Here is a 14,289-nt window from a genome sequence, read left to right on the forward strand (position 1 = left end):
GCAGCGTTGCGGTGCCGAGATCATTGGCGCCGACATAGCGCGCGATCTCGTACATCGATTGTCCGACGCCGACTTCCGCCGCCAGATGAATGACCGCGTCAACGCCTTCCAGCGCATTGGCGACCGCCTCCCGGTCCCGGACATCGCCCTTGATCAGCTCGGTCCCGGCGGGAAGCGCGACGGCTTCGCCCGCATGCACCTGCTCCAGCAAGGCATCGAGGATGCGAACCGAATAATCCTGCTCGACGAGTTCCTGTGCGACATGCCGGCCGATGAAGCCGCAGCCTCCTGTAACCAATATGCGTTTCACGACGACTCCTCAGACAAGTAACCTCGGCGCCCCGAACTTTTCGGCAAAAGGTTTGTTCCCTTTGCTTCAACAAAGTTCCTTTGGCCGGCTTCGTTGGGAGCCGGCGCCGCGATCACCGCGCTGTGCTGGAACATTGACGCCCTTGTGCTGTTAGGACGCCCGACAGCCCGCGCGTCCCATGTGGCAACGCCGATCAAAGGAGATTTCAATGTCTCAGTCGCAAACGACCACCAACCATGACGAAATTCGCAAATGGGCCGAGGAGCGGGACGGCCGGCCGGCGGTGGTGCGCACCAAAGGCGAGGGCGGTATACTGCGGATCGACTTCGGCGAGCCCGAGGAAGCATTCGAGCCCATCGAATGGGACGAGTTCTTCCGGATATTCGACGAGAATGATCTGGCCTTTCTGTATCAGGCCAAGACCGGTGAGGGGAAAGCCAGCCGTTTCAACAAATTCGTCGAGCGCAATCAGAAGGGCTGATGACGCCGGTCAAGCGGCCTATCTGTACGGCCAAGTTTTCGAGATGTGGTGAACAATGACGCCCCCGGGGCTTGGAACTTCAGCCTGAGAGGCCTTGGAAGGTAAAACTAATGCATCAGTTTTGCGCCGCGGGTTTTCGCCATCTCTCGCATGATGCCGTTGAGCCAGTTTTCAGTGGATTGACCAAGCTGTCTGCGGTCGACATCCCGGATCGCTTGCTCGAGCGTCCTCTCGACGAGCCGATCCGATGCGTCGACGTCTCCCAGCAAAAGGCGCGCCGCAAGTCGCAGTTTGGGCAAAAGCGCGAAGACGTCGTCGGACGGGTCCGGTCCGGGGGTCGCCCGCCCGGATGCCTGCGGGGGAAAGAGTGCGTTGAACACCGCCTGGCTGCCCGAGGATTTCCGCAAATTGCTGGCGTAGCGGAGATGATCGGGAATGGCGATGTCGTCATCGCCACTGAAGAACACGAAGGGGACACCCCGGCGCATCAACTCATCGGCGATTGGAAACACGCGTCGGCCATTGAGATTGACGTCGAGGATTGCAGCTTCGGCCGTCCCGGTGTGTTTGGAAGCCTGTTCGACGGTTGCAGCGGGACCAAGGATTATGGCGCCCATATTGCTGAAAAACCGCGCAAGATCTCCCGCCATCGTCCATTCGTCTTCGACTATCAGAATATGCAGCCCCCGCAGGTCGCGCACGTCGTCATCCTTTCTTGGAACGGAGATTAGAATGCAGAGGATTTGCTTTGCGAATTCTGTCATCCAAGGCCGCCTGCAACCGTTTCGCAAGCGTCAGCATGCGATCCGGGACGGGCCCCGCATGGGAACCTTCGAGCGATCCAGGCGCTCCTGATACCACCGGCGTCGGGAGTTTTATGTCAGCAGATCGTTTTGCCATTGAACCACCATTGATATCGGGTTCAACGTCATCCCTGACGTCTTGTTCCATCCGTCTTGCGCGCTATATGGTTGTGTCCTGTTCGATCCGGCCTTGAGGAGACTTCATGTCGGGTCGGCGAAAGGGGGACATGCCGTGACTGCCCGATCGACTAGATTTCCCATCGTGGGCATAGGCGCGTCCGCGGGCGGCATTCCCGCGATGGAGGGCCTTTTCAAGGGCGTGACCGGCCAGCCCGGCATGGCGTTCGTCATCATCACGCATCTCAGCCCCAACAGGGAGAGTCTGTTGCATGAGGTTGTCAGCCGCTACACCGAGATGCCTGTTTCGGTGGTCGAGGATGGCACGGTGGTTCAACCTGACCACGTCTATGTGATGCCGCAAAACGTGACATTGGCCATTGAATCGGGGGTGCTGCACCTGCGTCGGCCCAATGGGCTTACCCAGGAGCGCAAGCCCATCGATATCTTCTTCAGCGCACTGGGTGAAGACCAGGGCGAATATGCCGTCGGCGTTATCCTGTCGGGCGGTGATTCCGATGGAACCCTGGGCGCCAAGGCCATCAAGGAGCGGGGCGGGTTTATCGTCGCGCAAGCGCCGGACGGCTACGGGCCGCGCAATCCCGACATGCCGCAGAGCGCTATTGCCAGTGGGCTCGTCGATGTCGCAGTGACTGCCGAGGAGATCGGGGCGAAGCTGGAGGCTTTCGCCCGCGGCTTCGACACGCTGGACGGGTTGGCGGAAGACGATGGCGATGAAACGCCCGACATCGACAAGGTGCGAGAACAAATCTACGCCATTCTGCGCAGCCACTCCGGCCATGACTTCTCGGGCTATAAGACCAAGACGTTCCTGCGCCGCGTGAAGCGACGCATGCAGATCGCCCAGGTCCATTCCATCAGCGGCTATATAGACTGGCTGAAAAAGGATGCTCGCGAGGTGATGAACCTTTTTCGCGATTTGCTGATCAATGTCACCAACTTCTTTCGCGACCCCGATGCCTTCGAGTTGCTCGAGCGAAAAATCGTACCACAACTGTTCGAAGGCAAGACAGCCAGCGACACTGTCCGGGTCTGGGTTCCCGGATGCGCCACGGGCGAGGAGGTGTTCTCCATCGGCATGCTGCTGCGCGAACACATGGAGACGCTTACGGTCGTTCCGCGCGTCCAGATATTCGCCACCGACATAGACGAGCCGGCGCTGGCGGTGGCGCGGGCGGCACGCTATCCGGAAGCCTTGCTGCAAGGTCTTTCTCCCGAACGCAAACAGCGGTTTTTCAACGGCGATGGCGAAAGCTATGTCCTCAGCAATGAGATACGCGAACTGTGCATCTTCTCGCCGCACAGCGTCATTCGCGATCCACCCTTCTCGCGCATGGACTTGGTCTCCTGCCGCAATCTGCTGATCTATTTCGGCCCGATCATCCAAAGCCGCGTCATCCCTGTCTTCCATTATGCGCTGAAGCCGGGCGGTTACCTTTTCCTCGGCACCTCAGAAAGCGTCGGGCAGCACGACGATCTGTTCGCCACCATCGACAAGAAACATCGCATCTTCCAGGCGCGGGAGCATGCCTCACCGCACATCAGACTGCCGGCCCTGCTCGGGGAAAGCCATTCCAACCTCTTCCCATCGGAAAGCGCCGTCTCGAAGAAGGGACTTGTCGGCTATCCCATGCGGCAGGCGGTCGAGGCGCAGGTGCTGGAACGATTCGCGCCGCCGCATGTCCTGGTCAACGCCGACGGCGATGTCGTCTATTATTCGGCCAGGACCGGCAGATATCTCGAAGCGTCACAAGGGATTCCCAGCCGGCAGTTGCTGACGATGGCAAGGCGTGGGCTGCGGCTGGACCTCCGCGCCGCACTGCGCGAAGCGACGACCACACGCCGCACAGTGGTGCGGGAAAACCTGACCGTGGAGGAAGACGACGAACGGGTCCAGCCGATCAGGCTGACGATCGAGCCCCTCGCCGAACGCGGCAATGGCGAGCCGCTTTATCTCGTCCTGTTCGAACCGTCGGGGCCGACCCAGGCCCGGTCCAACGAAGGTGGCGGCAGCCGTGACAGTGACACCACCGCCGATCTCGAGAGGGAACTGCGCGACACCAGAGAGCGCCTGCAATCGACGATCGAGGAATACGAGACCGCGCTGGAGGAGGTCAAATCGTCGAACGAGGAACTCGTCTCCGTCAATGAGGAGGCGCAATCCACCAATGAGGAACTCGAAGCCTCGAAGGAGGAGATGCAGTCGCTCAACGAGGAGCTCAACACGATCAACGCCGAGTTGACGGCCAAGATAGAAGAGCTCGACCACGCCAACGGCGATCTGCGCAACCTGTTCGAAAGCACCGACATCGCGACTATTTTCCTCGACCGCAGCCTTGTAGTCCGCACCTTCACGCCGGCGGCGTCATCCTTCTTCAGCCTGCGCCCCTCCGATGTCGGCCGGCCGCTGACGGATCTGTCGAGCCAACTCGACTATCCCGAGTTGAAGCAGCACATCGACAAGGTGTTCGAGACGGGCGAGATCCTGAATCACCATCTGGCACGCGATGCCAGGGGCCTGTTCCACATGGTCCGCATCAATCCCTATCGCGACAAGGGAAACAGGATCCAGGGCGTGGTGGTGACACTTGTCGATGTCACCACGCTGGCACAGGCGGAAGAGCATCAACAGGTGCTCATCTCGGAACTCAACCACCGGGTCAAGAACATGCTTGCGGTGATTGCCAGCATTGCAAGCCGCACGCGGGAAAGTTCTGATACGAAGGAGGAGTTCGCGGACGCGCTGATCGGTCGCCTGCATGCCATGTCGCGGGCCTACGGCCTGCTTACCCGGGAGAGATGGAAGGAAGCCTCGGTCAGGGAATTGCTCCAGCAGGAGCTCGAACCATTCGGCATCGAGCGGATCGAACTCGATGGCGAGGATGTCAAACTAGGTCCGCAACAGGGGCTTTCCCTGAGTATGGCCATTCATGAACTGGCCACCAACGCGGCCAAATACGGCGCTTTGTCAAAAACCGATGGCAAGGTCAGTGTGCAATGGTCGATCGAGGACGACAGTTTCACATTTGGCTGGCGAGAAAAGGACGGCCCTCTTGTAAAGGCGCCGTTGGACAACGGCTTTGGCCTGACCCTATTGCAGGGAGAAATCGGTTACAGGCTCGGCGGCCACGTCGAAACCGCGTTCCACAAGGACGGCCTCAGCGTCCAGATCGCGTTTCCGGCAAACCACAAGGAGGCGCCGTGAGCGACGACAAGCCGCGCGTTCTGGTGGTCGAGGACGAATGGCTGATCGCCGAAGACATCGCGTCACGCCTGCGTGCGGCGGGTTATCCGGTGATTGGCCCGGTCTCGTCGGCCGCCGCGGCTCGTCAGCTTATCGATGCAGGCAAAGCCGACGTGGCGCTGCTGGACATTCAATTGAACGGTGAAACAAGTCTGCCCGTGGCCGAAACATTGCTGGCTCGCGGCATCCCCTTCGCCTTCATGACCGGATTTGGGCCGCGCGACGTTCCCACACCCTTCCGAAACTGCAAATTCGTGCCGAAGCCGGCAGGCGACGCTGCACTTCTCAACACCCTGGCCGACCTGGCATCGCTTCGTCCCGACAAACACTCGTTATGAATTCAAGAGGCCGGTTTCGATCAGTCCAGGGGCTTGTCCGTCGGCCTAGGCGTGGTGCTCGCCTGACGCGGCCGCCCCGCGTTTCGATTGGCAACCGGATTGTCCAGCGGCGGGGCCGATGGCCGGGACGTGCCGGCGGTTTTCGGCGTCAGCGGCTTGGCACCGGCATCCGTGTCACTGGCGTCCCGTCTCGGGTGCGGCAGAGCATCGGCGTTCGGAGACCGGACGCTGGGTTTGGATGTGGAATTCTCATTGCTCATGGCGATAGCTTCCTTCGCAGCGGGCGGGCACGACAGTCTCGTCGCCCTGAGTTTATTCTGCGGGTCAACCGCCGCCACGGTCGAAAGTTCCAGGTGCCTCGGCAGCGTCGGTGCTATCCTTGGCGGGAATCCGCGCAAGGTGGACCCCGCGCGAGATGCCGACATCTCAGCCATGCGGTCGCATTACCACCTTGATGCAGCCATCCTGCTTGTCACGGAACGTCTTGTAGAGGTCCGGTCCCGCTTCGAGGTCTGCCCGGTGCGTGATCACGAAGGAGGGATCAATGTCGCCCTTCTGCACCATGGCGAGGAGCGGTTCGAGATAGCGTTGCGTGTGCGTCTGACCCATCCGGAAGGTCAGTCCTTTGTTCATGGCGGCGCCGAACGGAATATGATCGACGAGGCCGATATAGACGCCGGGCACCGAGATGGTGCCGCCTTTGCGGCAGGAGTAGATTGCTTCGCGCAGTACATGCGGCCTATCGGTGCCGAGATAGACGGCAGCCTTGACCTTGTCGAGCATGGAGTCGGCACTGGCGGCGGGATCCGACTCGGTCCCGACACAGTCTATGCAGCGATCCGGACCGCGGCCATCGGTCATCGCCATCAAAGCGTCGTAGATATCGGAATTGCTGAAGTCGAGCGTCTCGGCCTTGCCGTGCTCGCGAGCCATCACCAGCCGCTCCGGCACCTTGTCTATGGCAATGACGCGGCCGGCGCCGAGCATCCATGCGCTCTGGATGGCGAACTGACCAACCGGACCGCAACCCCAGATGGCGACGGTTTCGCCTGGCTCAATGCCGGCGTTTTCAGCTGCCATATAGCCGGTGGGAAAGATGTCGGAGAGGAACAGCACCTGTTCGTCGTCCATTCCCTCGGGCACCTTTATCGGACCGACGTCGGCGAAAGGAACGCGCAGATATTCGGCTTGCCCTCCCCAATAGCCGCCCACCAGATGCGAATAGCCGAACAGGCCAGCCGGGGATTGTCCCATCACTTCGGCAGCCTGCTTGGCATTGGGATTGGACCTGTCGCAAAGCGAGAACAGCCCCTTCTGGCAAAACCAGCACTCGCCGCATGAGATGTTGAAAGGCACCACGATGCGGTCGCCCTTTCTAAACTTCGAATGGCCGCTGCCGACTTCCACGACCTCGCCCATCGTCTCGTGTCCGAGCACATCGCCCGACTTCATCGTCGGCATATATCCGTTCATCAGATGCAAGTCCGAGCCACATATGGCGCAACAGGTGACTTTGATGATGACGTCGCGATCATCCTCGATGGTGGGATCAGCCACCTGGTCGCATCGAATGTCGCCTTTGCCGTGCCATGTGAGCGCTTTCATGATGGTGCTCCTGCTTGGAGAAGGTCGGCAGAAGACTCTGCCGGACTTTTTTTGGTTTGCTTGAAGGCCGAAGGTCAGTCTTTGGACGCTGAACCCGGCTCGGCCATCTTGCGATGCTGTTCGGCCAGCGTGCCTGCCGGCGTCACATGCGCTGCGGCGACCTGCAGCTTGTTCTTCCAACCGCTGATGATTTGTTCCTCACCGTCCATCATCGCCTCGTAGCCTGCTTTGGCGACATCGGCGGGATTGTCCTTTTCATCGGTGCCGACCTTGGTATCCATCATTTCGGCGCGTTCGAAGAACCGCGTCTGCGTTGCCCCGGGCATCAGCACGGTGACTGTGACCCCTGTGTCCTGCAACTCATGACGCAGTGCGATCGAGAAGGAATCGATGAATGCCTTGGTGCCGTTGTAGACCGCCTGGAAAGTGCCGGGCATGAAACCAGCGATCGATCCTGTGAAGAGGATGCGGCCTCGGCCGCGGCGTGCCATCCTGGCTCCGAGTTGATGCGCGAGATAGACGGTCCCGGTGATGTTGGTGTCGATGATGCGGCGGATTTTTTTCCAATCCTGATCGACGAAACCACGGCCGAGCCCACGTCCGGCATTCAGGAACAACAGGTCGACATCGCGATCGCCGATCCCGGCGATCAAACGATCGACACCTTCCTCGGTCGCCAGATCGGCCTCGATGGCTTCGACAGTCACACCATGCGAACCGAGCGCCTCGGCGGCCTGCCGGATCGCAGGTTCGTCAGCGGCTATGATCAGATGGTAGCCGTCCCTTGCGCACAGTTTGGCGAGTTCCTTGCCGATGCCGCTTGAGGCGCCCGTCACCACGGCCAACTTTTCATTCTTCATCACGTCCTCCGAACCTCGCTTCGGCCGAACCACTATCGGGGTTGATTGTTCCGTGCGGGTTGATGCGCGGCCATCCGAGCCATGAACGATGCGGCGTGGAGAGGTGGAACAACTCAGGTCGATGCGAGTTCGATGTCCGTGCAGCGTCGTTGCTCCCCCTTTTTGATGCTGCATGATCGGGTCCCCTCAGCCTGGTCCAGCCCGCGCGTGCCCTGTCCGGGAGGCGCGGGCTTTTCGTGATGGCGACGGTGATGTTTTGAGATCCAGGAGGGAACAACAAACCCGTTCGGCAGTTCGGGGCGCAGGAGGAATAAAATGCAATACGCCGAAGAAATCGCGCTCAGGCGCGTGAAAATGCTGGTCGAACAATATGTCGTCGCCAGGAGCAGGAGATATGATTTCGTCTCGACGGAACTTGCCTGCAAGGCCATTCGCCAAGTCGTACGAAGTCCGATCGAAGACGCCGAGCTAGACCATTTGCTGGCTAGAAGCGCGGTCAAACAGGGGCTCTCGGTGCGGTTCGACCGGATAGGTCATTGGCAGGCGGCTTCGCCCGGACTCAGCCAGGAGAAATCAGCATGAGGGGAGTGTTCTTGATGTCAGCGGCATTGCTCGCCTTGGCGGGGTGCAACGACAATGCCGATCCAGCCAAGTCCAAGACGGATACTTCGAACAGCCAGCCCGTCGACAAGAATCCCACGACGGACACCAACCCGACGCCGCAGACCAGCACCGGCGGCGACCAGCAAGGTACGCAGCCAACCCAGCCGGCATCTCCCAAGCCAAGTGGTGGCTAGGCCTATGGAGCGACGCAACGCAATAATCTCGCTGGTGATAGCGGCGGTCATCATTGTCGGTTTCGTCGTGGGCTTTTTCTACGTCGATATGGGCTGGCAGACCTCGCCGCTGAAACGCGCGCCGGAGCAGAACCAGGGCGGCAATGCCCCCGCGGATACCGCCCCGGCTGCCGGCGTCCAGAAAAATCCCAGGGAAAACACGGAAATGCCGGGGCAGCAGTGATCGACGGCCGGCAGCAACAGGCGAGGCGACGTCGCGGTGACGGTGCCGAAGTGAGTTCGATACAGCACGGATCTGGAGTGTGGATGATGGGCATCCTTTCCGACCTCGACAAGAAACTGACGGACAACATGTACGAGCATGGCAGCGAATTCACCGATGCGGGTTCGGATCTGCCCGAAGCAGTCGTTGAAGCGGTCGAACGGCTGATGTTTTTCATCCAGCCCGACGCGCGCGACACAGTCAGAACTCAGGTTCTCGGCCTCATTCACGAATACAGAATCCAAGACGCTCCGAACGGGGATCGCCCCGCCTGACCTTCAGCTTACGCTGATGCGGCAATTGAAACCGATCGGGACCTGGCTCGCCGCCTCGTGCTCCGGATCGGCGGGCGCGGTCGTTGACGGACCCGACGAATGCTCTAGATCAGATTTACGCCGGCCACGGTTTTGTTGGGTCGGGGGAGACTATTCGGTGGCGCACCAAACGCCTGATTTGATCGTTAGACGCCGCTATCTCAGGCTCGACTGCTTGTGCTTGCTGTCGATGATGTTGTCGGCATGCTCATCTTCCGATCAGATCGAGCAGCAATCACGAACAGCGGCCTCCGCATCGCAGACCGTGTTGATGGCGCTGGACGCCTGGGCGGCAGGGGCGGCGCCGACCGCATACACGGCGGGTACGCTGCAATCGATCGGCAAGACGCTTGCCGATGCCGGGGCGCAAATCCGGTCCGCCGAAACCAGTGAACCCGCCGAGCAAGCTTCGCTGACGAAGGCAGTCAACGATTTGTCGGTCGCGGTGGCACGTGCAGAGGCCGGATTGCAGGCGGGCGACCGGCCGGAAGTCCAAGATGCGCAACAGGATCTACGGCTGGCGTCGCGTTCGCTCGCTACCGCCTACGCCAACTATTTCGCGCCAAAGCCATGAAGAAGCTCATGGAAATATCCCTCGGCGTCGTCACCAGCGTCGGCGGCTTCCTCGAAGTTGGGTCCATGGCGACGGCGGCGCAGGCAGGCGCGATGTTTGGCTTCCAGTTGATCTGGGCGGTGGTGCTCGGCACCATCTGCATCATCTTCCTTGTCGAAATGTCCGGCCGGTTCGCGGCCGTGAGCCATCACACAATCTCCGACGGTATCCGCGAGAGATTCGGCTTCAACGTCTTTCTATGGCCGTTGCTTGCCGCCCTGCTGGTCAATTTCCTGGTGCTGTCCGCCGAGATCGGCGGCGTCGCCATTGCACTCGAATTTGCCACCGGCATAGGCTTCCAGTGGTGGGCACTGCCGGTGACTTTGTTGGCGTGGCTGCTGCTTTGGAAAGGCACGTTCGGCTTCATCGAGAAGGGCGTATCTATTCTCGGTCTGGTGACGCTGTGTTTCGTCGTCGGAGCGGTGATGCTGAGACCCGATTGGACGGCAGTCGCAAGGGGCGCCGTGCCTTCGCTGCCGGTCCACGATGCCGCCAATTACTGGTTCATGGCGGTCAGCATTCTCGGCGCCTCGATATCGCCCTACCTCTTCATGTTCTATTCCTCGGGGGCCATCGAGGACCGGTGGGACAAAAGCTATCTCGGAGCCAATCGGGCCATAGCGGGGTTGGGCATGACTTTCGGGGGGACCATCTCGATCGGCGTGTTGATCGTGGCCGCTCTCGTGCTCGCCACGCATGGCGTCACCCAAGTGGATGACTATCACCAGTTGCCGTTGATGCTGATACCTATATTCGGCTTCTGGGGCTTCGTGCTGTTTGTTGCCTCCCTCGGCATTGCCTGCTTCGGCGCCGCACTAGAGGTCGGGTTGCAACAGGCCTATCTTGTGGCCCAGGGTTTCGGCTGGAATTGGGGCGAGGATCGCAAGCCGCGCGACGATCCGGGTTTCAGCGCCACCTACACGATATCATTGCTTTTGGCGGCTATTCCCATCGCGCTTGGTCTCGATCCGCTGAGGCTCACCATCTTCTCCATGGCGCTGACGGCAGCCAGCCTGCCGCTGACGGTCGTTCCTTTCCTGTTTCTGCTGAACGACAAACGTTATGTCGGCGAGCATCGCAATGGCATTTTGTCGAATGCCGCCGTCATCTTCATCATCGCGCTCGGCTTCGTACTGGCGGTGGTGACCATCCCGCTGCAGATATTCGGAGGCACATGATGAAGTTGCTGCGTGATCTCCTGGACAAGCAGGTGGTCGACCGCGAGCAGGTCAAGATCGGCAAGGTCGACGGGTTGGTGGCGGAGTTGCGGCCCGGCAAGCCGCCTCGGATCATTGCGATCGAGCTCGGCTCCATCACCCTGGCGCGTCGTCTCGGCGCACGGCCTGGGCGCTGGATAGCGCGGCTCGCGGTCAAGCTGGGTGGCAGGCAACATGGCGAGCCGCATCGGATCGCCTGGCAGAAGGTGAAAGATATCGGCATCGATATCGAGTTCGACATCGACGTGCGAGAAACGTCGATCTTCGCCTGGCAGGACTGGTTGCGCGACCATGTCATCGGGCGCATTCCGGGAGCTTGATGATGACCACGGTCAATCTCGAGCATCTGTCAGGGCGACGCGTACTCTCGCAACGCGGCAAGAATGTCGGCTATATCGAGGAGATCCGCGCCGAACGGGACGGTGACGATTTCGTCGTCACCGAATTCCACGTCGGGGTCTACGCCGCTTTCGAGCGTCTTTCGGCCTCGGCCATAGGTGTGGCGGTGCTGGATCTTTTCCGATTGCGCCGCCGCGACGGTCTATACCGCATCCCTTGGGACAAGCTCGACATCTCCGATCCCGCGCGACCGCGGCTGCTGTGCCCAATGACCGAACTCTCAGGCATGAAGGGCGCACCAGACCTCCAGGAATAGGTCGTGGAGCCGCATCGTCGGGATCATTCTCAGCGCAGCATGCTTGCCGTCAGGAAAACCACGGCTGCTATCAAAACGACAGCTGCAATTACCAACACCGGCCAGTTGCCGCCGGGCCGCAGTTCCGGCTCGCCTTCGACCGGGCGCATGGCATTGGCAAAGCTGGCATCGTTTTCGAAATTTGGGCGAGTGCGCGGCGGACTTGTCCCAGCGACCGGATTTTGCGTGTCCGCGGCTTCGGCGTCTGTCTCAAGCGGGGCAATGGCGGGATCGAACCCCGGCGTTTTGTCCTGCGTTGCTCCTGCCTGCACTTCGCTTCTGGCCGCGGCAGGCGTGGGACTTGAAACCTTGATCATGATTTCTCCCTTTCGAACCAATCTCGGCAGAGTCGCACTTGCAGGCACCGGCGAGGCGACCCACCACGGTCAGACTTGCTCGCTCAGCAGAATCTTGGCGTCCTTGGCCGCAACGATGAACGCCTGTCGTGCGGTCTTTGTAGGCTTTTCGCCTCGCATGACGGCAAGGCACGCTCTGATCGCGGCAAGACGCCTCTCGGATGTCGGCTTTGGCCAGTCCCGCAGCAGCACTTCGGCTGCGTCCGACACCGAAACCACAACCCTGTCGCGGTCTATCCGGCCAGGTTGAATGATAATCGGCTTTCTGAAATGTCCAGTACGCACATTGCCTCTCCGGCGGGATGCACTCTATTCGACACGTCGCTGCAAGACTGCGCGTCGCGACGCGTTTAACTCCGCACTCGTCGATTTGTTCCAGAGCATCTGGCGTTTGAAACAACTAGCCGATGGCCATCCGTGCGCCCTGTCCCAAGACTTACAGCAGATCTTTCCGAAGGAAGACTCGGGCATGTCCAGGGATCCCGAATTCGACTTTGCCGAATTCCTCGAACCCGTGCTGCATGTAGAATAGCGGCGCCTGGAAACTGCTCGTCTCCACGACGGCCTTCTTGCAGCCCCGCCGGATGGCTTCTTCCTCGATCGTCGTGAGAAGTTGTGAGCCAAAGGATTGGCCACGCAACTGCTCAGGCAGGAAGAACATGTCGAGAAACAGGAGCCCAAGCTCCGTCCTGCCCCAAAGCCCGCCCCAGGTCTTTCCTGACTGGTCGCGAAGCTCCGCTCCGATATCAGCTCGGTCGTCGATCCCGGTCTGTGCGATGTTGTATTGATAGAGCGCTGCGGCGGACTGCGCTCTTTCATCGTCGCTATAGGTCAAAGTGGTTGTAAATCTCTCGGATCGGAATGACATGCATTTTCCTCCTGGTGGGCACAGGCATGAGATCCGCCGGCAACGTCGGTCACGGCCAAGATGAACTCGTTGCCAACGCCAGAAATAAATCCGGCATCCATCTCGGGCGCCTTCGAACGCCGTGGGCTTTGTCTGATGGTCTTCACAAAATATTACGTGAGGGAACGTTCGCGCCTGACTCGTCTTAGGCAATCGAGGCGGTTGTCGCCTCGCGGATTGTGAAGGAGAAGAACAATGCCTAATCAAGGTGGTAGCCACGAACAGCACGTGAAGGCAGGCCAGCAGAGCCACAAGAACGCCGACAACAAAAACCGTCAGCAACAGCAGGCCTCTGGTGGTGGTCAACGGCAGCAGGGCGATGGATCCGGCATGCGTGGTGGAACCCACGAACAGCATGTGAAAGCTGGCGAACAAAGCCACAAAAACCGCTGATCGCGTGTGATTTCAGCAGACCCACCCCGAAGTATCGGGGTGGGTCTGATTGCATCTGAAAGGGTACCGACGAAGAGGGCGCGAGGCCGGGTCGCGAAGTCGCCCGGCGGCTTGGCGCCGGCGCGACGACGCCCAGTCAGGCAGCTTGCTGCAGGGCGCGCTCATTGACACCGCCTTCGCCCAGCCCGGAAAGCGCTTCGTCCGTCGCGACCTCCTCTTTCAATGTCTCGTTGAGGAGCTTGACCACGTCGCTCTTGCCAAGCTGTTCAGCCCACGCGACCAACGTGCCATAACGCGCGATTTCATAGTGCTCGACGGCCTGTGCCGCGCCGACCAGTCCTGCATCCAGCGCCGGGTCACCCTTGTATTCGTCGAGAATTTCCGACCCTTCCTCAAGAATGCCGTCGATCGCCGGACAGGTCTTGCCGCGGGCCGGTTTGTCCATAAGTTCGAACACTTGCTCGAGCCGATCGACCTGGCCTTCGGTTTCCATGCGATGTTTCTCAAAGGCCGCGGCCACCTCCTCGGATTCGGCGCCCTTTGCCATCTTCGGCAAGGCTTTGAGTATTTTCTTTTCAGCGTAGTAAATGTCCTTCAGCCCATCGAGGAACAAAGCCTCCAGTCCTTTTGTCGTCGCTCTTTTTGCAGTCGCCATGATTTGTCTCCCTTGGATTGTCATGAAAGCTCACCGGCGGTGTAGCCATGGACTAACTTTCCATGGAAGCAGTTGTTCCCTGGGCGCGACTCGGAAGGGGCAGCACGCCAAATACCGCTTTTGTCGAGAGCCGATCGCTATCAAAAGGCGATGGACGATGACGGTGTGAGAATCGCCGGCAGTGACGGAGAGCACCGGGGTTCGTCGCGCCATATGGAGTAGATGGGAGTTCATATACGAAATCATATTTACATATAAAACAAATCATGATGATCTTGCAGTCGTGCAGCGCGGCTAAGGTG

The 14,289-nt window shown here is 60.0% G+C and carries 20 protein-coding genes; 12 read left to right on the top strand and 8 right to left on the bottom strand.

Annotated features, from left to right (window positions below; translation table 11 throughout):
- The coding region (locus EOB59_RS16695; protein WP_128288814.1) for an SDR family NAD(P)-dependent oxidoreductase at positions 1 to 310 on the bottom strand (310 nt) is incomplete at its 3' end.
- Positions 311 to 518: 208 nt separating this feature from the next.
- On the opposite strand from EOB59_RS16695, the gene EOB59_RS16700 reads away from it, so the two are divergent.
- A complete protein-coding gene (locus EOB59_RS16700; protein WP_023809470.1) occupies positions 519 to 791 on the top strand; it encodes a hypothetical protein in 273 nt (90 codons plus the stop codon).
- Positions 792 to 898: 107 nt separating this feature from the next.
- Here EOB59_RS16700 and EOB59_RS16705 read toward each other — a convergent pair whose 3' ends face one another.
- On the bottom strand, positions 899 to 1,492 hold the full coding sequence (locus EOB59_RS16705; RefSeq protein ID WP_164895670.1) for a response regulator: 594 nt from the start codon (positions 1,490 to 1,492) through the stop codon (positions 899 to 901).
- A gap of 334 nt (positions 1,493 to 1,826) precedes the next feature.
- Between EOB59_RS16705 and EOB59_RS16710 the strand changes: the two genes are divergently transcribed.
- Both EOB59_RS16710 and EOB59_RS16715 read left to right on the top strand, forming a co-directional pair.
- Positions 1,827 to 4,937, top strand: coding sequence for a CheR family methyltransferase (locus EOB59_RS16710; protein ID WP_128288816.1), 3,111 nt, complete (start codon positions 1,827 to 1,829; stop codon positions 4,935 to 4,937).
- Positions 4,934 to 5,314, top strand: a complete 381-nt coding sequence (locus tag EOB59_RS16715; RefSeq protein ID WP_127272254.1) for a response regulator — start codon at positions 4,934 to 4,936, stop codon at positions 5,312 to 5,314. The genes EOB59_RS16710 and EOB59_RS16715 overlap by 4 nt, the downstream gene beginning before the upstream one ends.
- A gap of 426 nt (positions 5,315 to 5,740) precedes the next feature.
- Here EOB59_RS16715 and EOB59_RS16720 read toward each other — a convergent pair whose 3' ends face one another.
- Both EOB59_RS16720 and EOB59_RS16725 read right to left on the bottom strand, forming a co-directional pair.
- On the bottom strand, positions 5,741 to 6,919 hold the full coding sequence (locus tag EOB59_RS16720; RefSeq protein ID WP_128288817.1) for a zinc-dependent alcohol dehydrogenase: 1,179 nt from the start codon (positions 6,917 to 6,919) through the stop codon (positions 5,741 to 5,743).
- 74 nt (positions 6,920 to 6,993) lie between these two features.
- Positions 6,994 to 7,779: an SDR family NAD(P)-dependent oxidoreductase gene (locus EOB59_RS16725; protein ID WP_128288818.1), complete on the bottom strand. Its 786-nt coding sequence runs from the start codon at positions 7,777 to 7,779 to the stop codon at positions 6,994 to 6,996.
- Positions 7,780 to 8,094: 315 nt separating this feature from the next.
- Here EOB59_RS16725 and EOB59_RS16730 point away from each other — a divergent pair, with 315 nt between their 5' ends.
- The 8 genes from EOB59_RS16730 to EOB59_RS16765 all read left to right on the top strand — a co-directional run bounded on the left by EOB59_RS16730 (position 8,095) and on the right by EOB59_RS16765 (position 11,637).
- Positions 8,095 to 8,361 (top strand): hypothetical protein, encoded by a 267-nt coding sequence (locus tag EOB59_RS16730; RefSeq protein WP_027036323.1) that lies wholly within the window; start codon positions 8,095 to 8,097, stop codon positions 8,359 to 8,361.
- Entirely contained in the window at positions 8,358 to 8,576 is a 219-nt protein-coding gene (locus EOB59_RS16735; protein WP_128288819.1) for a hypothetical protein, read from the top strand. Before EOB59_RS16730 ends, EOB59_RS16735 begins: the two co-directional genes overlap by 4 nt.
- 4 nt (positions 8,577 to 8,580) lie before the next feature.
- Positions 8,581 to 8,799: a hypothetical protein gene (locus tag EOB59_RS16740; RefSeq protein WP_013533184.1), complete on the top strand. Its 219-nt coding sequence runs from the start codon at positions 8,581 to 8,583 to the stop codon at positions 8,797 to 8,799.
- An 83-nt stretch (positions 8,800 to 8,882) separates the two neighbouring features.
- A complete protein-coding gene (locus EOB59_RS16745; protein WP_127395836.1) occupies positions 8,883 to 9,113 on the top strand; it encodes a hypothetical protein in 231 nt (76 codons plus the stop codon).
- A 229-nt stretch (positions 9,114 to 9,342) separates the two neighbouring features.
- The gene (locus EOB59_RS16750; RefSeq protein ID WP_245481900.1) at positions 9,343 to 9,726 is read left to right on the top strand and encodes a hypothetical protein; all 384 of its coding nucleotides are present in this window, start codon (positions 9,343 to 9,345) and stop codon (positions 9,724 to 9,726) included.
- Positions 9,723 to 10,943, top strand: a complete 1,221-nt coding sequence (locus tag EOB59_RS16755; RefSeq protein ID WP_128288821.1) for a divalent metal cation transporter — start codon at positions 9,723 to 9,725, stop codon at positions 10,941 to 10,943. The genes EOB59_RS16750 and EOB59_RS16755 overlap by 4 nt, the downstream gene beginning before the upstream one ends.
- The gene (locus tag EOB59_RS16760; protein ID WP_127809669.1) at positions 10,943 to 11,302 is read left to right on the top strand and encodes a hypothetical protein; all 360 of its coding nucleotides are present in this window, start codon (positions 10,943 to 10,945) and stop codon (positions 11,300 to 11,302) included. Before EOB59_RS16755 ends, EOB59_RS16760 begins: the two co-directional genes overlap by 1 nt.
- Positions 11,303 to 11,304: 2 nt before the next feature.
- A complete protein-coding gene (locus tag EOB59_RS16765) occupies positions 11,305 to 11,637 on the top strand; it encodes a hypothetical protein (RefSeq protein WP_127809670.1) in 333 nt (110 codons plus the stop codon).
- 29 nt (positions 11,638 to 11,666) lie between these two features.
- Here EOB59_RS16765 and EOB59_RS16770 read toward each other — a convergent pair whose 3' ends face one another.
- The 3 genes from EOB59_RS16770 to EOB59_RS16780 all read right to left on the bottom strand — a co-directional run bounded on the left by EOB59_RS16770 (position 11,667) and on the right by EOB59_RS16780 (position 12,867).
- Entirely contained in the window at positions 11,667 to 11,993 is a 327-nt protein-coding gene (locus tag EOB59_RS16770) for a hypothetical protein (protein ID WP_127809671.1), read from the bottom strand.
- A gap of 69 nt (positions 11,994 to 12,062) precedes the next feature.
- Entirely contained in the window at positions 12,063 to 12,317 is a 255-nt protein-coding gene (locus EOB59_RS16775; protein WP_127809672.1) for a DUF982 domain-containing protein, read from the bottom strand.
- Positions 12,318 to 12,468: 151 nt separating this feature from the next.
- Positions 12,469 to 12,867 (bottom strand): GNAT family N-acetyltransferase, encoded by a 399-nt coding sequence (locus EOB59_RS16780; protein WP_245486660.1) that lies wholly within the window; start codon positions 12,865 to 12,867, stop codon positions 12,469 to 12,471.
- A gap of 267 nt (positions 12,868 to 13,134) precedes the next feature.
- On the opposite strand from EOB59_RS16780, the gene EOB59_RS16785 reads away from it, so the two are divergent.
- Positions 13,135 to 13,332: a hypothetical protein gene (locus EOB59_RS16785; RefSeq protein WP_127268256.1), complete on the top strand. Its 198-nt coding sequence runs from the start codon at positions 13,135 to 13,137 to the stop codon at positions 13,330 to 13,332.
- A 136-nt stretch (positions 13,333 to 13,468) separates the two neighbouring features.
- On the opposite strand, the gene EOB59_RS16790 is transcribed toward EOB59_RS16785, so the two are convergent.
- Positions 13,469 to 13,987, bottom strand: a complete 519-nt coding sequence (locus EOB59_RS16790; RefSeq protein ID WP_127268257.1) for a ferritin-like domain-containing protein — start codon at positions 13,985 to 13,987, stop codon at positions 13,469 to 13,471.
- Between the last annotated feature and the right edge of the window lie 302 nt (positions 13,988 to 14,289).

The sequence above is a fragment of the Mesorhizobium sp. M7A.F.Ca.MR.176.00.0.0 genome, assembly GCF_004023165.1.
Classification (GTDB): Bacteria; Pseudomonadota; Alphaproteobacteria; order Rhizobiales; family Rhizobiaceae; genus Mesorhizobium.